Annotated in this window: 29 protein-coding genes; 16 read left to right on the top strand and 13 right to left on the bottom strand. The window is 56.6% G+C overall.

Annotation, left to right across the window (positions count from 1 at the left end; translation table 11 throughout):
- Positions 1-14 precede the first annotated feature (14 nt).
- The 4 genes from MWU49_RS11635 to MWU49_RS11620 are packed head-to-tail and all read right to left on the bottom strand — an operon-like array spanning position 15 to position 2,107.
- Positions 15-422 (bottom strand): DCC1-like thiol-disulfide oxidoreductase family protein, encoded by a 408-nt coding sequence (locus tag MWU49_RS11635; protein ID WP_246972390.1) that lies wholly within the window; start codon positions 420-422, stop codon positions 15-17.
- Positions 423-428: 6 nt separating this feature from the next.
- Complete coding sequence (locus MWU49_RS11630; protein ID WP_246972387.1) at positions 429-1,349, bottom strand: hypothetical protein; 921 nt, start codon at positions 1,347-1,349, stop codon at positions 429-431.
- On the bottom strand, positions 1,339-1,887 hold the full coding sequence (locus MWU49_RS11625; protein ID WP_246972384.1) for a hypothetical protein: 549 nt from the start codon (positions 1,885-1,887) through the stop codon (positions 1,339-1,341). Before MWU49_RS11625 ends, MWU49_RS11630 begins: the two co-directional genes overlap by 11 nt.
- Positions 1,888-1,936: 49 nt before the next feature.
- Positions 1,937-2,107, bottom strand: a complete 171-nt coding sequence (locus tag MWU49_RS11620) for a hypothetical protein (RefSeq protein ID WP_246972382.1) — start codon at positions 2,105-2,107, stop codon at positions 1,937-1,939.
- Positions 2,108-2,504: 397 nt separating this feature from the next.
- On the opposite strand from MWU49_RS11620, the gene MWU49_RS11615 reads away from it, so the two are divergent.
- Together MWU49_RS11615 and MWU49_RS11610 are read left to right on the top strand one after the other, a co-directional pair.
- Positions 2,505-3,614 carry an OmpA family protein gene (locus tag MWU49_RS11615; protein WP_246972380.1) on the top strand — a complete coding sequence of 370 codons (1,110 nt, stop codon included), beginning with the start codon at positions 2,505-2,507 and terminating at the stop codon, positions 3,612-3,614.
- Positions 3,611-5,068, top strand: coding sequence for a thrombospondin type 3 repeat-containing protein (locus MWU49_RS11610; protein WP_246972378.1), 1,458 nt, complete (start codon positions 3,611-3,613; stop codon positions 5,066-5,068). Before MWU49_RS11615 ends, MWU49_RS11610 begins: the two co-directional genes overlap by 4 nt.
- 313 nt (positions 5,069-5,381) lie before the next feature.
- Here MWU49_RS11610 and MWU49_RS11605 read toward each other — a convergent pair whose 3' ends face one another.
- Positions 5,382-5,762, bottom strand: a complete 381-nt coding sequence (locus MWU49_RS11605; RefSeq protein ID WP_246972377.1) for a rhodanese-like domain-containing protein — start codon at positions 5,760-5,762, stop codon at positions 5,382-5,384.
- A gap of 75 nt (positions 5,763-5,837) precedes the next feature.
- Entirely contained in the window at positions 5,838-6,491 is a 654-nt protein-coding gene (locus MWU49_RS11600) for a peroxiredoxin (protein ID WP_246972375.1), read from the bottom strand.
- Between the two features lie 198 nt (positions 6,492-6,689).
- Here MWU49_RS11600 and MWU49_RS11595 point away from each other — a divergent pair, with 198 nt between their 5' ends.
- Entirely contained in the window at positions 6,690-7,262 is a 573-nt protein-coding gene (locus MWU49_RS11595; RefSeq protein ID WP_246972373.1) for a DUF3365 domain-containing protein, read from the top strand.
- 73 nt (positions 7,263-7,335) lie between these two features.
- Here MWU49_RS11595 and MWU49_RS11590 read toward each other — a convergent pair whose 3' ends face one another.
- Entirely contained in the window at positions 7,336-7,542 is a 207-nt protein-coding gene (locus MWU49_RS11590; protein WP_035235160.1) for a cold-shock protein, read from the bottom strand.
- A gap of 282 nt (positions 7,543-7,824) precedes the next feature.
- On the opposite strand from MWU49_RS11590, the gene MWU49_RS11585 reads away from it, so the two are divergent.
- Positions 7,825-8,193, top strand: coding sequence for a DUF202 domain-containing protein (locus MWU49_RS11585; RefSeq protein WP_246972370.1), 369 nt, complete (start codon positions 7,825-7,827; stop codon positions 8,191-8,193).
- Positions 8,194-8,262: 69 nt separating this feature from the next.
- A complete protein-coding gene (locus MWU49_RS11580; protein WP_246972361.1) occupies positions 8,263-8,841 on the top strand; it encodes a CoA pyrophosphatase in 579 nt (192 codons plus the stop codon).
- Between the two features lie 93 nt (positions 8,842-8,934).
- Here the strand turns inward: MWU49_RS11580 and MWU49_RS11575 are convergent, their stop codons facing one another.
- Complete coding sequence (locus MWU49_RS11575) at positions 8,935-9,687, bottom strand: porin family protein (RefSeq protein ID WP_246972358.1); 753 nt, start codon at positions 9,685-9,687, stop codon at positions 8,935-8,937.
- A 260-nt stretch (positions 9,688-9,947) separates the two neighbouring features.
- Between MWU49_RS11575 and MWU49_RS11570 the strand changes: the two genes are divergently transcribed.
- The 5 genes from MWU49_RS11570 to MWU49_RS11550 all read left to right on the top strand — a co-directional run bounded on the left by MWU49_RS11570 (position 9,948) and on the right by MWU49_RS11550 (position 13,505).
- Positions 9,948-10,547 (top strand): lysophospholipid acyltransferase family protein, encoded by a 600-nt coding sequence (locus MWU49_RS11570; protein WP_246972355.1) that lies wholly within the window; start codon positions 9,948-9,950, stop codon positions 10,545-10,547.
- Positions 10,548-10,616: 69 nt separating this feature from the next.
- The gene (locus MWU49_RS11565) at positions 10,617-11,255 is read left to right on the top strand and encodes a cation transporter (protein ID WP_246972352.1); all 639 of its coding nucleotides are present in this window, start codon (positions 10,617-10,619) and stop codon (positions 11,253-11,255) included.
- Between the two features lie 70 nt (positions 11,256-11,325).
- Positions 11,326-12,183 carry a PA4780 family RIO1-like protein kinase gene (locus MWU49_RS11560; protein WP_246972350.1) on the top strand — a complete coding sequence of 286 codons (858 nt, stop codon included), beginning with the start codon at positions 11,326-11,328 and terminating at the stop codon, positions 12,181-12,183.
- A gap of 403 nt (positions 12,184-12,586) precedes the next feature.
- A complete protein-coding gene (locus MWU49_RS11555) occupies positions 12,587-12,898 on the top strand; it encodes a hypothetical protein (protein WP_246972348.1) in 312 nt (103 codons plus the stop codon).
- A 52-nt stretch (positions 12,899-12,950) separates the two neighbouring features.
- Positions 12,951-13,505, top strand: a complete 555-nt coding sequence (locus tag MWU49_RS11550; protein ID WP_246972346.1) for a hypothetical protein — start codon at positions 12,951-12,953, stop codon at positions 13,503-13,505.
- Positions 13,506-13,580: 75 nt separating this feature from the next.
- On the opposite strand, the gene MWU49_RS11545 is transcribed toward MWU49_RS11550, so the two are convergent.
- A complete protein-coding gene (locus tag MWU49_RS11545) occupies positions 13,581-14,510 on the bottom strand; it encodes a sterol desaturase family protein (RefSeq protein WP_246972344.1) in 930 nt (309 codons plus the stop codon).
- A gap of 83 nt (positions 14,511-14,593) precedes the next feature.
- Between MWU49_RS11545 and MWU49_RS11540 the strand changes: the two genes are divergently transcribed.
- A complete protein-coding gene (locus tag MWU49_RS11540) occupies positions 14,594-15,637 on the top strand; it encodes an AraC family transcriptional regulator (protein ID WP_246972342.1) in 1,044 nt (347 codons plus the stop codon).
- 300 nt (positions 15,638-15,937) lie between these two features.
- The gene (gene hchA, locus MWU49_RS11535) at positions 15,938-16,819 is read left to right on the top strand and encodes a glyoxalase III HchA (RefSeq protein ID WP_153498737.1); all 882 of its coding nucleotides are present in this window, start codon (positions 15,938-15,940) and stop codon (positions 16,817-16,819) included.
- Between the two features lie 58 nt (positions 16,820-16,877).
- On the opposite strand, the gene MWU49_RS11530 is transcribed toward hchA, so the two are convergent.
- A complete protein-coding gene (locus MWU49_RS11530) occupies positions 16,878-17,324 on the bottom strand; it encodes an MAPEG family protein (RefSeq protein ID WP_235901620.1) in 447 nt (148 codons plus the stop codon).
- Positions 17,325-17,379: 55 nt separating this feature from the next.
- Between MWU49_RS11530 and MWU49_RS11525 the strand changes: the two genes are divergently transcribed.
- Positions 17,380-17,805, top strand: a complete 426-nt coding sequence (locus tag MWU49_RS11525) for a tetratricopeptide repeat protein (RefSeq protein WP_246972340.1) — start codon at positions 17,380-17,382, stop codon at positions 17,803-17,805.
- Between the two features lie 5 nt (positions 17,806-17,810).
- Here the strand turns inward: MWU49_RS11525 and MWU49_RS11520 are convergent, their stop codons facing one another.
- The 3 genes from MWU49_RS11520 to MWU49_RS11510 form a co-directional block, all read right to left on the bottom strand.
- The gene (locus MWU49_RS11520; protein ID WP_246972338.1) at positions 17,811-18,212 is read right to left on the bottom strand and encodes a GFA family protein; all 402 of its coding nucleotides are present in this window, start codon (positions 18,210-18,212) and stop codon (positions 17,811-17,813) included.
- A gap of 61 nt (positions 18,213-18,273) precedes the next feature.
- On the bottom strand, positions 18,274-18,651 hold the full coding sequence (locus tag MWU49_RS11515; RefSeq protein ID WP_246972336.1) for a hypothetical protein: 378 nt from the start codon (positions 18,649-18,651) through the stop codon (positions 18,274-18,276).
- A 13-nt stretch (positions 18,652-18,664) separates the two neighbouring features.
- Positions 18,665-19,258 carry an NAD(P)H-dependent oxidoreductase gene (locus MWU49_RS11510; protein ID WP_246972333.1) on the bottom strand — a complete coding sequence of 198 codons (594 nt, stop codon included), beginning with the start codon at positions 19,256-19,258 and terminating at the stop codon, positions 18,665-18,667.
- Between the two features lie 131 nt (positions 19,259-19,389).
- Here MWU49_RS11510 and MWU49_RS11505 point away from each other — a divergent pair, with 131 nt between their 5' ends.
- The 3 genes from MWU49_RS11505 to MWU49_RS11495 all read left to right on the top strand — a co-directional run bounded on the left by MWU49_RS11505 (position 19,390) and on the right by MWU49_RS11495 (position 22,440).
- Positions 19,390-19,749 carry a helix-turn-helix domain-containing protein gene (locus tag MWU49_RS11505; RefSeq protein ID WP_246972331.1) on the top strand — a complete coding sequence of 120 codons (360 nt, stop codon included), beginning with the start codon at positions 19,390-19,392 and terminating at the stop codon, positions 19,747-19,749.
- Positions 19,750-20,646: 897 nt separating this feature from the next.
- The gene (locus MWU49_RS11500; protein ID WP_246972328.1) at positions 20,647-20,835 is read left to right on the top strand and encodes a hypothetical protein; all 189 of its coding nucleotides are present in this window, start codon (positions 20,647-20,649) and stop codon (positions 20,833-20,835) included.
- Positions 20,836-20,886: 51 nt separating this feature from the next.
- Positions 20,887-22,440 (top strand): hypothetical protein, encoded by a 1,554-nt coding sequence (locus MWU49_RS11495; RefSeq protein WP_246972326.1) that lies wholly within the window; start codon positions 20,887-20,889, stop codon positions 22,438-22,440.

Here is a 22,440-nt window from a genome sequence, read left to right as displayed (position 1 = left end):
GGCGCCCCATACTTTCAATCTCGCTCAGCGTGCCTTGCCGTTGCGATCGGTTTTTTCCGCAACAGCCACAGCAGAGCATTGCGCAAGGATTTCAGAACCGGATAGAGCACTGCCGACACTCGGGCGGAACGAAACAGCCATCCGTTGATGCGATTGAAGAGTCCCTTGCTGCTGCCCAGCAATGCCATGTGATGAATGGCATCGGCGCCGTGGTAATAGCGTCCATGAAATACCAGCACCATACCCTCATCCAGAGGCATGGCGTTGTCCTGTAAATGCGTGACCCATTGCGGCGCCTCGCGGGCGTTGATCAGATGCAACTGGTTCACCGCATCGCGAAAGCGCACAAAGCGTACATAGTTGCGGCAGGCCGGGCAGTCGCCGTCATAGATGAGATAGGTGTCAGCGGGATCAACATTCATGGCGTATCACGCGGTGTAGACGAACAGACTGAGCCACGGGAATTCATAAATGCACAGTAGCAGGAACAGGCCTAGATACCCGAGGCGTAACCAGGGAGCACTATCCGGCACCAGACAATATCCCCACACAATGATCAACCAGCCAAACCCGATAACGGGAGCAACGGCATACACCGGCACGATAAACGCCATCAGCAACAGATGTTTGGCTATTTCACCTCGCCGGGATAACGGCAGCAGAAGCACCAGGGCGATCACAATCTGGTCCAGATAGTTGATCCAGGTAATGGCCATGGCAAGGCTGTGCAGTTGGGCTGAGCTGTGCAGCGTTCCGGTGGCCTGATCGGCCAGCATCGGATCCATGGCGCGCAGATAGATTTCCCGATTCTCGGCGAACAACGCAGGGTCCATGCCGGTGAGTAATGCGGCAAGAGCGCTGAACCGACTGTCCGTCATCAGGATGAATTCAAAAAAGGAGCCGTCCAGATAATCCGCAGCCAGGGTTTTCTGGACCACGGCCATGATCATGGTGAAGAACAGCAGGTATCGTGCACTGCGACGCAGGAATTCGGTCTTGTCCAGATCCTTGCTGTCAAAAGCCAGGAACAGGGCGAACACCCAGTAGCAAAGCAGGTACTTGTGATTGTCGGCGTTGGTCCAGGTCAGCCACAGTGAAGCGGCGCTGAACAGGAAGACGATAAACCAGTAGGGGCCGGCCTGGCGCAGTGAAGGCACTACCAGCCATGCCATCACCAGCAGCTGAAAGGGGATGGCAAAATAGACATGCTGGAAGCCATGGAAAATCAGGATCCCCAGCGACAGGGCGCTGACCACGGCAAGAAACTGATGGCTGTCACGGCCGGACAGTTGATCTAGCACGGGATGGGTAGAGATGCATTGCCACAGGCTGCGAGATTCAGAAGACATCACAGCCCTCCGCCCGGGACCATCGCGCTTCACCCAGAGAGCGGCGCTCAATCTGTCGCTGGGCCACGTCGATGCGGGTTTTCCAGCTGGTCAGGCTGAGGGCGCTAACCTGCAGGGGGCGTGGATTCGCCAGGCTGTCTGAGGCAGTGCCAGCCATGGGCAGGCTGCGCAGGGACTGATCGTTGAGCGTCACCGTCCGCACGCTGCCCAGGGCGTACCAGGTCTTGGTGGCCATTTGCACACACAGGGAATGCAGATTGTCTGCGGTGGGCATGGCGGTGAAACGGGTGCCGGCGCGGCCCAGAGAATCCTGACTTGCCAGGAAGCTGCCCTGATCCGAATGGATCATCAAGGCGAGGGTGCGGGTGCCTGGCGCGTCCTGGGTGGAAAACATGCCCATGCCTCCCCCTTTCCAGCGGGACAGGTCGCTGTGCTGCACGCGATAGAAATGGTGGGCAAGAATGATCACGGTACTGATTACCAGTAGTGCCAGTGGCATCAGGCCTGGGCGCTGGCAGCAGGAAATGAGTTTCTGCATGGAGTATGTGCCGGGGGAAACAGGCTGCCCGGGTGGGCAGCCGGATCAATCAGCCTGCGTTATCCAGTTCACGCTGCAGTTCTGACACTTCTGACTCTGAGCAGCCGGCCCAGGTGCTGGTGCACTCTGCGCGGGCTTCGTCGATCAGGGCGACGTCAGACACAACGGCGGCACCGGCAAAAACAGCCAGCGCCATGGTGGCGTAAGCGAATTTCTTCATCGTGAGTTCCCTTCCAAAGGTGGTGTTAGGTGGGCATGGCTCGATGCCATTTTCTGCAAAATGAACCGGCCGCACATCACTTATATGGGGTATTTACGAATTTTATACGTCGTTTTTACTAGTTGGTTACAGTAAGAAATTCTGGTCTTGTTTGCACTTGTGCACATTGCTGGCGCATCCGCCTTGCAGATTTCCGTTTTTGTCAGACAAGAGGCCTCAGCTTGTTACGGGCTACAAAGCCGGGTTTTGGCCGCAGAACGTAGCAAAGTGCATACAAGATGTAACTTTATGTCACCCCTCTGTGAAAGTTGGTACTTTAGGCGGATTTTGTCTCGACTGTGATTGACGTCAAATTGCAGCGCATTTGATTGCACTCAATTTTTGTTAAGGGGGAAGTATGAACGGACGCGCGCTAGTCCCTTTCCTGTCGTGTTGTGCCATTGCCTACAGCATTCCGGCCGCAGCCGACGTGACCATTGAAGAAGCTGAGCCACGGCAGTATCTCAGCCCGATGTTTCACTACCTTCAGCTGGACGATAACCGTGAGATCGGCAGCAAGGGTCTGGGCGGAGGCCTGGCCTATGGTCGCGAAGTCGCAGATCAGTGGTGGTGGGAAACCGAGTTTGCCGCCTATGGACTGGATTCCGGCACTGAATTCACCACCGATTTTTATCAGGCTGCCCTGACCACCGGCCTGATGTACGCCTTTGGTGACAGAAGAGCTTTCACTCCTTTCGTGGTGGGTGCGGTGGGTGTTATCCGCAACGACGTAGTGCCGGATGACGATGATGATTACGGCCTGCATGCCAATGTGGGTCTGGGTGTTGTCACCGGTCCGATCTTTGAAAACGGCCTCAAGCTTCGCGCTGAAGGGCGTTACATGTACGACGATTACGATGGCACCAGCTTCAACAACACCGTTGGTGAGGGTGGCTTCAACGATCTGCGTTTTTCTCTCGGTCTGGAAATTCCGCTTGGCTACACCAAGGTGCGCGAAGTGGAGAAGGTGGTCGAGAAGATCGTCTACAAGACCAAGGAAGTCGAAGTCATGGTGCATGAGCCTGACAGCGATGGCGATGGCATCCCGGATAGCCGGGATGAGTGTCCGGATACGCTGAAGGGCGGTGAAGTTGATGGCAAGGGCTGTCTGTTGACCAACCAGACCATCACTTTCCACAACATTGGTTTCGAAGTGAATTCTGACAAGGTGACCGCGTCCACGCGTCCGGTGCTGGAACGTGTTGCCAAGGCACTTAATGCCCAGACCAACTTCCACATTGAAGTGGGTGGCCACACCGACAGCGACGGCTCTGCCGAGTACAACGAGCAGCTGTCCAAAGCGCGTGCCGAGGCGGTGCGTCAGTATCTGATTGATCAGGGGGTCGATGCCGATCGGCTTACCGCGCAGGGTTATGGCGAACTGGATCCCGTCGCCAGCAACGAAACTGCGTCCGGTAAGGCAATGAATCGTCGCGTCGAATTTAAGGTAATGGAGGTAAGAAAATGAAGGACCAATTCAAAATTCTGGTAGCAGCCATGTTTGCAGCAACGCTGCTGGCAGGCTGTGAAGCTGATGGGGGCAGCAGCGGCGTCGATGTGGTGGCCAATCCTAACCCGCAGAGCCGTAACGTAGACCAGGATGGCGACGGCGTAGCCGACCTGCTGGACAACTGCCCTGACATGGCCAATGCCATGCAGGAAGATGCGGATGGTGATGGCGTGGGCGACGTTTGCGACGAAGATCGTGACGGTGATGGCGTGGACAACGTCAGCGACAACTGCCCGCTGGTTGCCAATGCGGATCAGGCCGATACCGATACCGATGGCCTTGGCGATCTCTGTGACGATGACCTCGATACCGATAAGGATGGCGTGGATGACGGTATCGACAACTGCCCGTTCGAGTTCAACCCGGAGCAGGGTGATGTGGACAACGACGGCCAGGGTGATGCCTGTGATGCCGACGGTGATGGCGATGGCGTGGACAACGGCAGTGACAACTGCCCCTTCACTGCCAATGCGGACCAGGCGGATGAAGACCTGAATGGCGTGGGCGATGCCTGTGAAGGCGATGTGGACGGTGACGGCGTGGCTGATGGCGAAGACAACTGCCTGAACATGCCCAACGCGGATCAAGCCGATGCGGACCTGGATGGTCTGGGTGATGTCTGTGACGACGACCGTGATGGCGATGCCCATGACAACGACGGTGATAACTGCCCGCTGATTGCCAACGGAGACCAGGCTGACAGCAATGGTAATGGTGTGGGTGATCTGTGTGACGAGAATGGTGGCAGCACCCCGGTGGGTGATACCGATAATGACGGTCACGACGATAACGTAGACAACTGTCCGAATGTGCCCAACGGCAACCAGAAAGACAGCGATGGTGATGGCAAAGGTGACGTTTGTGACAGCGATGGTTTCACCTGTGGCGCAGGCACTGCGTTTACTCCGCTGACCAACGCCACCCACGACGCTGATGGCGATGGCCTGGGTGGCTTTGGTGAATTCGGTATCTGTCTGGCCTGTAGCGTGGACAACCCGGAGTACATCATCGACAACAACGTGGCGACCTTTGCCGAGTTGAAGATTGGTGCGGCCCTGGTGAAAGGCGGAGCTTATGTATCCGCTGATGCCAAGGACGAAAATCAGAACGTGAACGCCAGCCGTTTGGGTTTTGTGGTGTCCGATCCTGCCTCACCGCTGTTCAACATCGAAGTGCTGGGCGATTTCATCACCATCCGTTTCTATGACAATGGCAGCATGGTCAAGAAACAGGTGGTGGACGGCAGCCTGATTGATGTCGACCTGCTCGGTATCGGCGCCAACACCAGCCAGCGTTTCCTGGTGACCTCTGCACCGGAAAACTTTGACTCGGTGAGCCTGACCTATGCCGGCGCGTTCAACGTGAACAAGAGCTTCCGTGTGCACGATGTGTGCTACGAACCCAAGCCTTGATCATGCAGTAGAACGGCAATAAAAACGGGCCTCATCGAGGCCCGTTTTTTTTGGCCGCTCCGCGGCTGCAACACTCCTCACGCAAAGCCGGGAGAGACCCACTGTAGGAGCCTGCCTGCAGGCGATCCGAGCCTGAGCGAGGTAAGGATTCCAGAAACGCTGTTCGAAGAGAAGGACAGCCTAAGCAGGGAATGAGTCTCGAGTTTCGAGACGCGAGTTTCGAAGATCAACACCTAAAACCCGCCTCTGGTTGCAGGGTTTGCCTTTCGAAACTCGCGTCTCGAAACTCGAAGCTTTCCTCCCCGCTTTCAGACTATTCAAAATCCGGCATGTCCGGAGTGACCACCGGCTTGCCGGCGTCCTGCCAGGCATCGAAGCCACCCTCGATAGACTGCACATGCAGGTAGCCCATGCTCTTCATGCTGGCGGCTGCCAGGGCAGCCCGGCCACTGGTCTTGCAGTAGATCACGATGGGCTGGTCACGAATATCCAGCGCGGGGTCATTGCTGAGCTTGAATTCCAGCAGGCCGCGGGGAATGGAAACCGCGCCGGGAATATGGCCGGCGTGATACTCGTCGCCTTCGCGAACATCCAGCAGCAGAGCCGCATCGCTGATGGCGGCTTCCGCATTGTCCAGTGACACTTCCTGAATCTGTGCCTTGGCTTCCTGTACCAGATCGTGGGCAGTTTTCATGGTGTCTGCTTTCCTTGTCGGTGAAAACAAAACCAAAGCGCCACCGTTGGGTGGCGCCGGGTGTGTTGCTTCAGATTACAGGGACTTGGTGCAGAAGTAGAAATCCTTGCACTCGTAGTCACCGGATTCCACACGGTCGTTGGCGGCAGAGGCAGTCTTGGCCGGAGGGACAATGACCTTGTCGCCGGGCTGCCAGCCTTCCGGGGTGGCAATGCCGTTTTCATCGCTGGTCTGCATGGCTTTCACCAGACGCAGGAACTCGGGAATGGAGCGGCCATTGCTCATCGGGTAGTAGACCATGGCGCGCAGGATGCCGTTGGGATCGATGATAAAGGTGGCGCGCACCGCGGACGTGTCGGCAGCTCCCGGATGGATCATGCCATAGGCGTTGGCGACCTCCATCTTCAGGTCTTCGATGATGGGGAACGGGATCTCCACGCCGAAGTTCTGCTTGATATTGCGCATCCAGGCAATGTGCGAGTGGATGCTGTCGATGGACAGGCCAAGCAGGTCACAGTTGAGCTTGGCAAATTCCGGCGCGGCCTTGGCAAAGGCCATGAATTCGGTGGTGCAGACCGGGGTAAAGTCGGCGGGGTGGGAAAACAGCACCAGCCACTTGCCGCGGTAATCGGTCAGAGATTTCTCGCCGTCAGTAGTCAGTACCTGAAAATCCGGTGCGGGTTCGTTGATGCGCGGCAGGCCGCCAATTTGCTGTACGGGGGTTTCCATGGGGCTTTCTCCTTGCTGGAAGCGATCGGTGTCAGTGGGCTTGCAGGAAAAGAATAGAACGCGCACCATATGCCCACAAGTCATAAGTATATATCAATACGATATATAAATTCTATCGCTCACAGCTGCACAGAATTTACGCCGGCAGACATCGAGTGACGACCCGGCAAGATGAAAACAGGAAGAAAGGAGTAAGTGATGAAACGGACTCTGTTGACTGGACTGGCACTGGTGCTCATGGCGGGGCTGGCGGTTGCTGATGCGCAAACAGACAAGGCCGGGGCGCGCCAGGCCAGCATGGCGCTGGGAGGCGCGCTCAAGCAGGCCCTGATGTCTGCCATGAAAGAAGGTGGGCCGCTGGCCGCCATCGAGGTGTGCAACCTGTCTGCCATGCCGATTACCGATCAGGTGAGCGAGCAGAGCCAGTGGACCGTGGCCCGTACCAGCCTGAAGGTTCGTAATCCGGCCAATACGCCGGATAGCTGGGAGCGAGAACAGTTGCTGTCGTTCCAGAAGCAACTGGATGCCGGGGCCGAGCCGGGTTCGCTGGAAGTACTGCACACGGAAAGCCGTGATGGCCAGCCGGTGCAGCGCTACATGAAGGCGATCATGGTGGAAGGGCCCTGCCTGGTCTGCCATGGCAGTTCGCTTTCAGCCCCGGTGGCACAGGCGCTGGATGCCCGCTACCCGCAAGATCAGGCGCGTGGCTATCAGCCCGGTGAGCTGCGCGGTGTCTTCACTCTGGAGAGGCTCATGCCCAAGGCGCCGTAGCCCAGCCCCGAGAGGCTTGCAGCAGGCACAAAAAAAGGCGCCCTGAGGCGCCTTTCTTTGCTGGAACAGTCGCTTACAGAGCAACGATGTTCTCAGCCTGCGGACCTTTCGGGCCCTGAGTCACGGTGAACTCAACGGCTTGGCCTTCGGCCAGGGTCTTGAAGCCAGAGCCTTGGATGGCGCTGAAGTGAGCGAAAACGTCAGGGCCGTTTTCCTGCTCCAGGAAACCAAAACCTTTTGCTTCGTTGAACCACTTAACGGTGCCTTTAACAGTAGACATATCACTATCCTGAAAAATGAAGTTGTGCCCAGAGGGCGGGTGTAGCTGAAAAACGGGAACTTGGACTTCAGAACTGCAGGACGAGTGATACAACACCGAAATGTAGTACGTGATTCAAGCGCGATCTTTTAGCTAACGCGCAAGGTATAGGGATTCAGCCAGTCTGTCCATCGAAATCGTATTTATCGGATGGTCGGTTGTAGCCCGGAGACGGTATCGACCGGGTGCCGGCGAGCTGGCGCCCGGGTTAAGCTGGTGAGTATCAGTAACAAGGGACAGACTATGTCGGAAGAAAAAGACCCGCGGGTATTGTTTGCCGCCGAGCGCACCCTGCTGGCGTGGAATCGCACCAGTATTGCCATGATTGCCTTCGGTTTTCTGGTGGAGCGCTCCGGCATGTTGATGCGGCTGCTGCATTCCGGCCCACCGGACGAGGTGGCGCAGCACATTACCGTGCTGGTGGGGCTGCTGTTCATCGTGGTGGGGGCGGGGGTAGCGATCTTTGCCTCCCGCCAATATGCCCGCCTGCTGGCTACCCTGAAGCCCTCGGACTTTCCCGACGGCTATGCCGCCCACTGGGGTATCGCGGTGAATGTGGTAGTGGCGCTGCTGGGGCTGGTGCTGGCGGTGGCCTTGTTTCTGGCCCGCTAGGGCCTGTTCAGGCCGGGGCAAGCCCCTGCAGGATAATCTGAACAGGACCTCTCGACCCAAGGTGTCGTCGTGACCAATCCGAGCTGGCTCAACAGGCTTCGTCCCCACAAGCTGCCGTTCCGCCGCCGCGTTACCCGCGCGGCAGTGGCGCTGATCCAGCGCCCGGGGCTTGCCGGCGGGGAGTTGTTTTTCATCCAGCGGGCCCGGCGAGAGGGCGATCCCTGGTCCGGTGACATGGCCTTTCCCGGTGGCCGTCTGCAGCCGGGCGATCAATCGAGCCGAGATACCGCCATGCGCGAGACGCTGGAGGAAACCGGGCTGGATCTCTATCAGCAGGGCAGCTATCAAGAGCGGTTGTCCGATCTGCTCACCCGTCATCACAGCCGCTGGCGGCCCATGGTGGTGACACCCCATGTGTTCCGCTGGGAGGGGAATGATGCGCTTTCTCTCAACCATGAAGCGCGACGGGGCGTATGGATACCGCTGGATTATCTCGCTAACCCTGCCAACCAGTCCCGCTTGCCGGTCAATACCCCATTGGGCACCCTGACCTTTCCCTGTTGTCGTTATCAGGAGTACTGCATCTGGGGGCTGAGCTACAGCATGATGCGTGAATATCTCGGTGCCGCCGACAGGGCTCTGCCGTGATATGAGGGCGCTATGTCGCGTCCATGCCGGTGAGAGGCGGTGGGGAACTGCTGGTGAGGAGGTTGGCGCAGGCAGGGCCTGCGCCAGGATGCATCAGAACTTGTAAGCAGCACCAAGCTGCAGTGACTGGCTGGTGACGTCGATGTCTGCATCAACGCCAACCGCTTCATCGTCACGCACCTGGGTGGGTGACAGGGAAGCCGTGCCGAGGTCGGCGTAACGATATTCCGCACGCACCGACAGATTGCTGCCCAGTGATTTCTCGACGCCCAGTGCCAGGGCGTAGCCACTGATGTCATCATCATCGCTGAAGGTCTGTGCCGGAGATCCCGGGTTACAGATGAAGCCATCGGACGGGCAGGTGGTGGAGGTTTCGACTTCGGTCTGGGTCAAGCTCAGGGTGCTGTAGAGCATGGTGGATTCATTCAGCAGGTAGCCGCCTTTAACACCCAGCAGGTAGGACATGTTGACGTCAACATCGGTGGTGGTGCCGGTGGCGCCTGGGCCGCCCGGAATGTAGTCAAGGGTGTCGCTGGCACCGGCATCCTGAATGGCCAGTTCCGCGCCGACGATCCAGTTGCTGCTCACGGACCAGTTGTAGCTGCCGAAAACACCATAGGAAAAAGTGCTGTCGCTCAGGGACTCTTTCGGGTCGGAAAAGATTGGGAACGGAGCGGTAGGGATTTGCGGGGCGTACAGCGCCGTGGTTTCCCAATCCATGTCGACGTCGTCGTAACCCAGCGCGACACCTGCCTGGAAGCCGGTGAAAGCATCGTTGGCGAATGAGCAAACGGGAAGCGCAGCAACAAGCAAAGTAGAGCACAAAGCTACTGATTTAATTTTCATATTTAACTCGATATCCGTAAGTGAATTAAACTTTTTTGAAGGCAACACATCCTTCCTGGCCCGATGGTATAGGTGTATAGACCGGGTTACTTCACCCATTTGGGTGAACTCCGGTGTTTGTTCCTTTTTGGGATTCAGTGAGATTAATGTCGCTCGATGCCTCCATGGGGCTGCCTTGTGCTTAATAGCTGGTAACGTAATCGCGGTGCACGGTGGTTGTCAGGCCGGTACACTGCAACCTTTTTGCATAAGGTGGAGTCATGCCGTCATCACATCACACTCAAGGGCGCAGGCCACTGGCCCAGATCATTGCCCAGGCCATGCTGCGCATGACCGGCTGGAAAGCCGGCCCCTTTCCGGATATTGATCGTGCCGTGATTGCCGGTGGCCCGCACACCTCCAACTGGGATGGCGTGATTGCGCTGGTCAGTCGTTCTGCCCTGCAGAAAGACGTGAACATCATGATCAAGCACAGCCTGTTCAAGGGGCCGCTGGGTTGGTTGCTGCGCAAGCTGGGCGCCATTCCCATCGAGCGGGGCCGCGCCGGCGGTGTGGTGACCCAGACCGTAGCCCAGTTCAAGAAGCGTGAGCGGCTGCTGATTGCTGTCACCCCGGAAGGTACCCGCAGTAATGCGGAAGAATGGAAGCTGGGTTTCTACCACATTGCCAAACGTGCCAATGTGCCGATCATCCTGGCTTTGGCGGACTATGAGAAGAAGACCTTCTCCTTTCCGGTGGTGATCCACCCCTCTGACGACATGGAAGCAGACCTGCGGGAAATCTACCGCCACTTTGCCACCGTGACCCCGCGCCATCCCGACAAGCTGTCCGTGCCAGTGCAGGAATTCTACGGTCAGTAATCCTGCCAGAATAATGACTGCCGGTGCGGGCTCGCGATAAGCTGGGTGCAGTGATTCCAGGAGTGACAGATGTCTGGCTGTGACTGTAGTTTCGAAGCGAAGAACCGCGAAGAGCGCCGCATTCTCAAGATCCTGTTGCTCATCAACGGGGCCATGTTCGTGATCGAGCTGGTGGCTGGCCTGCTGGCCCAGTCCACCGGGTTGCTGGCGGATTCCCTGGACATGTTTGCCGATGCGGCCGTCTATGCCATCAGTCTCTCTGCGGTGGGGGCGGTGATGAGCCGAAAGGTGCTGGCGGCCCGGGTCAGTGGTGTGCTGCAGGTTACCCTCGGACTGGGGGTGATCATCGAAGTGGCCCGCCGCTTCTGGTTCGGCAGCGACCCGGAAGGCGTCTTGATGATTGCCATTGGCGCCCTGGCGCTGGCGGCCAATGTGACTTGCCTGGCGCTGCTGGCTCGCCATCGTGATGGCGAAGTCCATATGCGTGCCTCGTGGATCTTTTCTGCCAATGATGTGTTGGCCAATCTGGGCGTACTGGCCGCCGCCGGTCTGGTGATGGTCAGCGGCTCCCGCCTTCCGGACCTGATCATCGGGGCGCTGATTGCCACGCTGGTGATGCGCGGGGGGATCATCATCCTGCGTGAAGCACGGGAATCTGAGCGGGAAGAGGCTGGCTCAGGTGAGGCGGCAAGCTGCGACAGGGATTGATGTCGCCAACGTGAAAATTCCCTTCCGGACGGTCTCTCTCTCGAGCAGGAAATAGGGTATAAGTGGCCCCATGAAAACCCCAAAACGCCTCCAGCCCCTGGTCGATGATGGTCTTGTCGACGAAGTCCTCAGCCGCCTGATGAGCGGCAAGGAGGCGGACGTCTTTGTGGTGCGCTGTGGGGATGAGGTCCGTTGTGCCAAGGTCTACAAAGAGGCCATGCAGCGCAGCTTCAAGAAAGCCGCCCAGTATCAGGAAGGTCGCAAGGTACGCAATTCCCGCCGCGCCCGCGCCATGGAAAAGGGCTCAAAATTCGGCCGCGAACAGCAGGAAAAAGTCTGGCAAAGCGCCGAAGTGGATGCCCTGCGTCGCCTGGCCGATGCCGGCGTAAGGGTGCCGCGCACCTACGGCATGCTGGAAGGCGTGCTGCTGATGGAGCTGGTCACCGACGAAAATGGCGACGTGGCACCTCGTCTAGGTGAAGTGGTCATGGATGCGGAGCAGGCCCGCGAGGATCACCGCCTGATGATCCGCTATATCGTGCGCATGCTCTGCGCCGGCCTGATCCATGGCGACCTGTCCGAGTTCAATGTGCTGGTGGATGAAGATGGTCCCGTCATCATCGACCTGCCCCAGGCGGTGGATGCCGCCGCCAACAACAATGCCCGCGCCATGCTGGAGCGCGACGTCAACAACATGCGTCGCTACTACTCCCTGTTCGCCCCGGAACTGGCTGAGACTAATTACGCCAAGGAAATCTGGGACCTCTACGAAGGCGGCGAACTGCATCCCCATGTGGAGCTCAGTGGCGATGCCGAAGAAGATAGTCACGAAGCCGACGTGGATGATGTGCTGGCGGAGATCAAGGCGGCATTCGAGGAAGAAGAGGCGCGCAAGCGTCGCATGAGCGCCTCCGAACACACCGACTGATCCCGGCATAACATTCTCTCGTGGGAGCTTGCTTGCAAGCGAAGCTCTCTGTTTCTTCCCTTCTTTCCGCTCTGCCCATTCCTTGACAGTTTACCTGCGCAATTTCAAAAACCTGACCAGCGGTACAAACGTGCAAATAAACAGCTCAACCCTTTGTGTTTCCTGTGAATGTGGGTTGCCGACGAATGGTTAGCCGGGGGGCTCATCAGTCGAAATCCTACGCCATGTAAGAAATGGCGTACAACGGATGGTGAGGGGATTGACTAGGATTATCAGGCGAGCAAGTTCGGGTGCCAGGGAAGGGATCATGGCAGGGAAGGGGTTGTTCGCGGGGGATCGTCCGGAGAGGGACTCTCGGCACGGTTCAGAACAATCAGGATGAGTGAAAGCACAGGGAGTGCCTATGCGCCGGTTAATGTTTGTTGCAGTGGTGGGGGTGTTGTCCATGGGCGGTGCCGCCCAGGGCGAGAGTGTTGCGTTGACTAAAATCGTTGACAGCTGTGTCGCGGAAACCCTTCAGTATCAGCAAGACGGGCTGAGCGAAAAAGATGCTCGGACACTGCAGGCTCGCGTACAGCAGGAATGCAGGATTATTGTTCAGCGTGAGTGTAGCAGCGATGTGCGACCGCTCTGCCAGCATTACTCCAGTACCACGTTGGCAGGTATTGAAGTAGGGGTTGTCGAAGTCAGTGCGCGTTCAGAATTCATGGATTGATGCTGTGAATTGCCGCTGTGTCGTGAATCAAGGGGAATAAATGCTGTTGAGAATGTCTGCGGTGCTGATGGCGTGTTATGTGCTGTCAGGCTGCGCATCGTTTGTGAAGGCGTTCGGCCATGATGTGACGGACCCGGAGAAAAACCTGGTGATGATGCAGCTTTATGCCGCCAATGGCGCCAGCTTTGACTCGGCAGGATTCAGGGCGTTGGCAGGGGGAGAGGATCACTCCATGCTGAAATCCTATCCCCAGGATAATGGCTGCATGACCATGATGTCGGTGTTCGATGCGGGCCAGTATGAATTGGTCAGCCTCTACTACAACCGTATGAACCGGGGCGGAAATTTCTACAAGTTTACTCCCGGCGACCCCGAGAATGTCACCTTCCAGGTGGATTCGGGCAAAGTGGTTTACATTGGGGCGTATGAAGTAGGAGCAGGGGATAAATCCGGCACTTTCAGTTTTACGCCTACGGATCATTGTGGCGACGAAGAAAAGGCAATCACGGAATATGATGCCTATGCCATGGAGCATCCTCTATTTCGTAATACGGTATGGCCTGAGCGTTTTGAAGAAAAAGTGAAAAGTCTGCAGTCAGGGCGTTGATAGCAGGCTTCATGGTGAGTCTATTTGCTTTGGAGAGCGGAGAACGCCTGCGGCGTTCTCCGCTCTGCTGTTTGATCAGCCCTCTCGCTTCGGAGACGCAATCGTTTGGCTTCCGTTGGACTGATTGCTGTGCGCTTCCGGCCGTTGCCATTCCGGCGTCGCCCACAGATGTTTCAGTCGCAGCCACAGCGGCCCCGGCTTGCCCATATCCCGGAACAGTGCAATGAACTCATGCAGCGTCAGTGTGATTGGGTTGTAGCTGTGAATCTGGCGGGTGATGCCGTATTCCGGCGGCAGGTCCTCGCGCTCCTCCACAAAGGTGCCGAACAGGCGATCCCAGATGATCAGGGTGCCACCGAAGTTCCTGTCGATGTATTCCGGATTGCGACCGTGATGTACACGGTGATGCGAAGGCGTATTGAAAATGAACTCAATCGGCCGCGGCAGTTTCTTCACCCACTGGGTGTGAATGAACCACTGGTAGGACAGATTGATCGCCAGGGTGAAAAGACCCCAGGCAGGGTCAAAGCCCAACAGCACCGGCGGCAGGAAAAACAGGAACAGACCGCTGAACGCATACAGCGTGCTCTGGCGTCCGGCCGTGGTGAAATTCATGTGCTCGGAGGCATGGTGGACCACATGGGTGGCCCAGAACCAGCGCACCTTGTGGGCGGTCACGTGGTAGACGTAGAACAGGAAGTCCACCATCAGGAATAGCAGCAGGAAGGTCCACGGGGTGATGGCAATATCCATCAGCCGGTAGCTGTACACCCAGTCCAGAATGGCAAACACGAACAGGGCATTCACCACCACTTCCAGCAGTACATAGCTGGCCCCCAGCGTCATGCTGGCAGCGGAATCCTTCAGGTTGTAGATGCCGGTGCCACGAAACCGCCAGGCCTCCAGCACAATGGTCAGGCCGAACACCGGCATCATGGCTACCAGCAGCAGCTCCTTGATGTCGGCGTTCTGGTAGGCGTTCACCGCAAAGTCGATCAGGTTCATGGTTAGGCTCCCTCCAGTCATGGGGCGGGCGCAGAAAGCGCGTCTTCGATGACTCCATGCTAGAAAATGCCGGATAAACCGGATTGACGAATCATGCCAAGCTGTTATCCAATCATGCCATGACGATGAATTACCCCGATCCCACCGCCATTCGTGTCAACGGTTCCTATGCCCGGGTGCTGCTGGACTGGCTGGACCAGCATCAGCTCAATGCGCCGACCCTGCGTGCCGCCGTGTCACGGCTGGGGCCTGGCGAACAGGTGCCCCTGATCCAGTGGCTGGAGTTGCTGCGGCGAGCCTGGGCGGTGCACCCCGGTGATGGCCGCGGGCTGGAAATCGGCGCCTGTATCACCCCGGATCATGTGGGGGTGCTCGGCTATCTGGTGCAGGCCAGCGACAATCTGGGCCAGGCCCTGTATGCCTACCAGCGCTTCGAGTCCCTGTTCTACGGGGTGCAGATGGCGGAGGTGAAGATAAAGGCGGACCAGGCCGAGATCGGCTGGCCCCGGTTTGGTGGCCTGAGCCTGGGATTGCTGGTGGATGAAACCGCCATCTCGGCGCTGATCAGCTTCCTGCGCAAGATCGTCCCGGACGCCCCCAATCCAGCAGAAGTGACTTTCTCCTCGCCGGCACCGGACAACCCGGAAGTGTACGAGGCCTTCTTCGGCTGCCCGGTACGCTTCAATGCCCCCTATGTGTCGGTGCGCTTCCCGGCGGATTACCTCAGCATCCCCCTGCCCACCGCTAACCCGGCCCTGCGCCAGATTCTCGATCGCCAGTCTGATGCTCTTTCCAATGCCCTGCCGGGCAACGATCCCTTCGCCTTTCAGGTACAGCAGGTGTTCCTGCGATTGTTGCCGGATGCGCGGGTATCCCTGAAAGACGTGGCCAGCGAAATGGCCATCTCCGTGCGCACCCTGCAGCGCCGTCTCACACAAAGCGGCCAGACCTTCCAGGGCCTGCTGGATCGTACCCGCCAGGAACTGGCACAAAGCTACCTGCGCGACCCGTCACTATCGCTTTTCGAAATCACCATGCTGCTGGGCTTCGCCGAGCAGAGCTCGTTTAACCGGGCGTTTAAACAGTGGGTGGGGGTGTCGCCGGGGGCGTGGCGGGAAGGGCAATAACGCAGCCTGCCACCCTATAGGTTTATCTCCACTCCCGGATTCGTAGGGCGGAAATTTCCGAAAGGGAATCTCCGCCATAGCTGGTCTGTGTTTTTGTAGGAGTGGTCGTTCGACCACGAAGAGACGTTCGCCTCAGAATCGCGGTGGAACCACCGCTCCTACAGAGGGGCTTGTGCTGCGTGGGCCTGTCCGCAATCTGTTTCTGGTAAGGTAAGAGCATCGCCCCGGCACGGATTTATGCCGCGGGCTGCGGCGACTAAAGGGCAAAGGATAAAGGGAGTCCGGTGATCAGGAGAATGTATGGCTAGTGGCATCAAGGCAATGTTTGGCATGGCCCCCAAAGACGATGGCGAGGGTGGCTTCACGCCTTCCCCTGTGGCGCTGAAGCTGGCCACCAAAAGCAAGACCGATTACGACCACACCGAGTATCCGGATGCCCTTCAGGGCGGCACGGCCAAGGTGCTGATGGTCTGCACCGAAGAGCGCTACATGACCATGGCGAACGGCGTGAAGTTTTCCACCGGCAATCACCCGGTAGAAATGATGGTGCCGCTACTGCACCTGGAAAAAGCCGGCTTCCAGATTGAGGTCTGCACGCCTACCGGCGCACCGGTAAAAATAGAAAGGTGGGCGGTGCCAGAGAAAGACGACGTGGTCACGGATGCCCTGCAACGCTACCAGCCGCAATTCGAACAGCCTCAATCCCTAAAGGCCCTGGTCGCCGCAGGCCTGGAAGATCACGCCGACTACCTGGCGGTGTTCATCCCCGGTGGTCACGGCGCCATGTTGGGCCTGCCGGAGAGTGAAGACCTGCAAACCCTGATCCGCTGGGTCAACGCCAACGACAAACACATGCTCACCATCTGCCACGGCCCTGCGGCCTTGCTGGCAGAAAACCGTGGCGGCGATCCCAGGGACTTCGCCTATCACGGTTACAAGATGGCGGTGTTCCCGGACAGCCTCGACAAGCTCACCCCCAAGTTTGGCTACCTGCCCGGCCCCATGCCCTGGTACTTCGGCGACCGGCTCCGTGAGCAGGGCGTGGAAATCATCAACAAGAAAGCCAATGGCAGCTGCTGCGAAGACCGTAAGCTGATCACCGGGGACAGCCCGGATGCGGCCAATGAATTTGGCAAGCTGGCAGCAAGGGCGTTGCTGGCGGAGGTGAATGGGGCGGGGTAAGCGTTAAGGCGGGAATCGACTCCGATTCCCGCCCGGTTTTATGCTCTTGCTTCGGGAATCAGATCAGCGCAAACGCCAAATACAGCATCAGTGCCACCTGCGTCAGGAATAAGCTGGCGCGGATGAAGACCAGCGGGAAGCTGGTGCCGATTAGATGCACCAGGCTTTGGCCGATGCGCGCGGCCACAATAATCCCGGCGACGGCATTCACGGTAACGATCTGGTCGGTGGCTGCACCGATCAGCACCAGGGCGGCGAACAGCGGCAGGTTTTCCAGGCAGTTCAGGTGGGCCGCCTTGGCGCGAACCAGAAACTCGGGATCATCAACGGGCTTGCCCCGCTCCCAGTGATTGGCGGCCTTCTTGCCGGTGAGTACCAGCGGCAGCCGGTAAGTGGCGTAGCTGAGCGCCAGAATCAGCGTCCAGACGATATAAATCAGTAGTGCAGTCATGCCGGTCATGGGGTGGCCCTTTTTCGCGTAAACTGTCAGCGTGGTCAGGGGCATGTCAAGATCACGTGAAGTGGGTGAGAGTCCCCTGTTTACTTTTGATGGATAGATAATGATTAACACCAAGATATACAAGGCCGTTTACAGCCTGGCTGAGAAGCTGATGGAAGCGGATAGAAAAGGTAACAAGGCGGAATTTGATTCGCTGTATGGCCAGCTCAAGGACATCTGTACCGCTAACGAAAACACCGATAAAGATCATCCCGAACAATGGGAAACGCTTGGCGACTTTACGGAAGATTTCGATGCTGCGCTGGCGCTGTACGAAAAGGCCATGGGAAAGGCGAAGGCGATCAATGCCAAAGATCATCTTTCCTCCATCGGCTTGTCCATGGCCAGGCTGCAGACAGAGCTGGGTCAAACCCAGGCGGCGATTAGTAGTCTTGAAGCGGCAAAAGTAAGCGCGAACAAGCTTGAAGATAAAGAGCTGAAAGCCGAAATCGATACGTTGTTTGAGCGGTTGGTAGAGCGACCGTAAAGAGATCATCGTTTGGGTAAGGTGTCGTCGATGTCCACCGTCCGCCGATCATAGAAAAAGTGCGCATTAGGTTGGCAGCTTTCCGGCAGGGTGTCGTGGTGGTTTTTCCGGTACAGCCATTGCGAAACGATCTTCCAGCCCATGGCATTGGTGTTGTAGAGCACCTCACCACAGTGCTGGCAGAAGGCACGGGTCATATTGCTGGTGGGGGACTGGAATACGGTGAGTGCGTCACTGCCCTTGCTGACACTGACCTGGTCGCCGTCCCAGGCCAGCACGGAATGGTAGGGCACCTGTAGCAGGTTGCGGCAATCTTCGCAGTGGCAGTGGGCGTGCACTCTGGGGCTGCCGTTGAGGGTGATGACCACCTCACCACAGTCACAATGCACCTGATGCTGTTCTGTCATGGTGTGCTCCGTTTCTTTGTGACGATGGCGGGCCCAATGGCCCGCCTACCGGTATTCGTGTTCAGGGTTTCGCTTCCACAATAATCGCCGTCACCGGCTCGCTGCCGGTGTTGGTCACCTGGTGCGTCCAGGCCTCGTGCCACATCACATGGCCATCGGGTACGGTCACGTCCATGGCCTCGCCGCCGGGCAGGCTGATGCGCAGGGAGCCGCCTTGCTGGAAATACACGGTTTCATCGCGGTGGTCATGGAGGCGGTCGGATTCACCCGGCTCCAACACCATCTCCAGTACCAGCACCTGATCGTTCTCCAGCAGTACCCGGTACTGGTCGGGGGAGGTCACATGGGCAGGGCGGTGATCCTGCTGGCTGGCGGTGGCACAGGCGCTCAGGTTCAGGGCCATGCCCAGTAGCACAATGGCAATCGCAGAGGTCTTCATCAGGGGCACTCCTTCAGGCGGCCGGGAACTGGGTGGCGAGATGCTGCTGGAAACGCACAAAGTCGTTCTCCACCTGGGCATTCTTCATCACGTCGAAGCAGGCGAAGGTGTCCAGTGGTGTCATGCCGAAGAAGCGGAAGTTCATGTGCATGGGGAACAGCAGGTCGTCCACGCTCTTGCCCTGGAACAGATATTCCTGCGGGTCATCAAAGGCTTCTTCGGGGGCGTTGAAGGTCAGCGAGAGCATGTAGCGCTTGCCGTTCAACGTGCCGCCGGCACCGTAGTTGGCCTTGGGCGCGGCTTCAGTGCGGCCATCGCCATTACACAGCGCCCCGCCCATGCCGGCGGTGTACACCTCGTCCATGTATTTCTTGAACACCCACGGCACACCCATCCAGTTCACCGGAGTCTGCAGCAGGATCACATCGGCCCACTGGTGGTGGGCCAGTTCCTGCTCCACGTCCCAGCCCTTGTCCACCTCCACAATGCGGATCTGGTGGCCATTGGCCTGGAGCTGTTCGCTGGCCCGTTGCACCAGCGAGGCGTTGAGCCTGCCCTTGGCAAAGGGGTAGGGATGGTGGGCGTTGATAATCAGGATCTTGCTCATCAGGGTCTCCATGAAACAGTAAAGGGGCAGCGGCTGCTGGTTACCAATCTATTACAGGTATACTATTTATACCTAAAGGCGCGGATCAATTAGTATCCTTTTGGAAACCTGGTGAAAACGGCGGTGAAAAAATGAAAAGTCGCATCGAAACAGACGGTTATGGCCGAAAAAAAGTCATCGATGCCTGCATGGAGCCCTGCGCCATCGAGCGGGGGATGCGCATTATCGGCGGTAAGTGGACCGGTTCGCTGATCTACCACCTCAAGGATGGCCCGGTACGCTTCAATGATCTGAACCGCATGCTGGGTGGGGCTACCAAGAAGATGATCGACCAGCGCCTCAAGGAGCTGGAGGCCCGCGGCATGGTGCTCCGCACCGTTATCAACGACCGCCCCATTGCGGTGACCTATGAACTCACCGAGCTGGGGCGCAGTGCGCTGGATATCCTGGAGGATCTGCGGCTGTGGTCGGAGAAGTATGATATTCGGTAGGGGGGTGCGTGTCCTCTATTTCTTGTTTGAAAGAGATAGGGGATTACTTTGGGTTGCGCTACTCGCGGGTAAGCAGAATAGTGCGAGGGGCACGGGGCAAGACCTGACCCCGGTTCCGACGCCATGGCCGTTGCGGGCATGTCTTTCAGGGTCGATACAGCGCGGTACTGGTTGAGAAGCAGGCTTATCTGCTGGAGTTAGCCAGGTATATCGTCCTCAATCCAGTTCGAGCACGCATGGTCCATACGGCGGAAGAATGGCCATGGAGCAGTTATCGAGGAACCATCGGTCTTCAGACTTTGCCGGAAGGGGTGAGCACAGACTGGATTCTCGCCAGTTTCGGTGAGAGCAGAGGTGAAGCAATTCAAGCTTACAAGCAGTTTGTCCGGGAGGGTAAGGATCAGCCAAGTCCGTGGGAGGATCTGAAGAACCAAGTCTACCTTGGCAGTGATGCCTTTGTTGAGCAGATGGTTTCAAAACTGGACGGACAGGAAAGGCTATCGGAGATACCAGCGATACAAAGGCGTAGAGTGGCGAAGCCCCTGGCGGATTTCGCGGCAGTGGCTCCGGACCGCAATAGTGCGATCATAGCGGCCCATGTCAGTGGCGCGTACAACCTGAAAGAGATAGCCGATCACTTCGGACTGCACCGATCAAGCGTGAGCCGTATAGTGAGGGATGCACGATGCAAGACCTGACCCCGGTTCCTGACCCCGGTTCCGTGACCTCGGTTCCCTGACCCCTTATTCTTTAATGAAATAACCGAAGGCTTATGTATTTCTTTTTCTTTGATTGCGATTGCGATTGCCATCATGCATAGTCAATTGAACTTGGTGTATAAAAATAATACAATCCGCAACCGATTGTGCAGGTGTGCTGGCCCTAGGAGACAAAAATATGGAAGGAAAGTTGTTTGCAAAGGTAATTGCACAAGTTGTAGAAACGCAGTCTCCCCGTGAATTAAATGAAAGCGAACAAGCCAAGTTTCACCAAGAGCTTGAAGAAACGCTCGGACAACAGGTTGAAAACCTTAGATCTGAAAAACGTCGTGCGTATGAAGAATTTAAGAGCATGGCGATTTCGTAAATAATTTTTTGGCCAGCACAGTTGCTGGCCATTTTTGTTGGGGGACAAGGATTGTCTCGTCTTGAAGTCTTCTCTCTAGATTCCCATAACCTGAGGCAAAGCCTCATTGAAGTTATTGGTCCGCAGCTCGAAGATGGGCAAGGTGCTCTTTCGAGTGCTAGCTATATGCCTCTTACTAATACTATTGAGCACATTGTTGGTTTGGGTGCAAAAGTTGCGATTGTGCAACACCAAGTGCAGGATCCTGATTTCATCGCTGAGCATGAAGCTTATTACTATAAGTGGACGACTCCTGTTAAAAGGTTTTGTAAGAGAATCCATTTCTTTCGAAAAGAAATTACGGGTAATGAATCTCCGCTAAAGATCATTGACCAATTTGCAGAGGAGTCCGGGGTTTATTTAGGTTTTATTACTCTGCGTCCTATTAGGCTCTGTCCTCTCGGTGCAACTATTCTCCTTCCCAATAGTTACCCGGACCAAGACCGATTTATTATTGCGAGAGAGTCTTTCCAAGTTAATCTGACTGGAGCAAGCTTCAGTGTTTTGGGTACGCCATTCATGCAGCAAGACAATGCTGTTGGAGCATGTGCTCAAGCTTCAATTTGGATGGGACTTAGAACCTTACGAAAAAGACTTGGTCAATCAGCTTTTAGTCCGGCTCAAATTACCAACGCGGCAACGCGGTTTTTGGTCAAAGGGCGGACTCTTCCTAACCGACAAGGGTTGGTTGTAGATCAGATTACTGAAGCGCTTCGCTCGTCAGGGTATGCGCCCCACGTGATTCCCCTTCGTTCAGGAAAAGAGGTTTCCGATGGCGATGTTTTAGCAATGAAGGCACGATTATATCCTTATGTTGAATCTGGGATACCAGTGCTTTTAGGGCTGTTCCCTCCAAGCGGGGATGGGCATGCGGTTCTATTGATTGGACATGATTGGGATGCTGATCCTTCGTCGCATTACTGCTTGAACTACTTGGGCGGGATAGTCGGAAAGCCTGTTAAGCTTGTTTGTGCTTCTAGCTGGGTGAATCATTTCTACATTCACAATGATAATACGGGCCCATATGTCCCCCTTCCTGACAGAGGCAGGGAGTACGGATATTGTTTAGAAGATGCCGCGTTTGCCATCCCGTTTTTGAGAAAAGATGTTTTGATGGATGCCGATGAGGCTATTACGGCATGCTATGGGATTTTCGCCAATTGTATTGATGATTCTCTAGTTAAAAGTCTTCCTCCGTTTGTTTTCAGGGTTTATTTGCAGGAGAGATCAGAGTTTAGACGCTGTGTCCGTGAGGGTGATCTGCCTGAAGAGATTCAAGGGTACTACCGTGAGAAATGGTTGCCCAAACGTGTTTGGGTGGCTGAAATAAATGTTCTAAATGGTTACGGGTCTTTATCTCATAAGAAATCCAGGGTCGGGGAAGTGGTATTGGATCCTTATTCAGATCCGTATGATGGCCATTTCCTGTCAATAAGGCTTTCCAGTGCTGTATTTACAGGTCCAACAGGTAAAGGCGTAGGTGTTATCGTCGACAGGGATCCATTTGATGGCAAGATCAAATTTTTGCCTTTTTCAGATGCAAAGTGCACGGCGCTAATTAGGTAA

The sequence above is a fragment of the Alcanivorax sp. S6407 genome, from assembly GCF_023016115.1.
Classification (GTDB): domain Bacteria; phylum Pseudomonadota; class Gammaproteobacteria; order Pseudomonadales; family Alcanivoracaceae; genus Alcanivorax.
The sequence above is the reverse complement of the archived record's forward strand: the minus strand, read 5'-3'. Positions and strand labels throughout refer to the sequence as shown.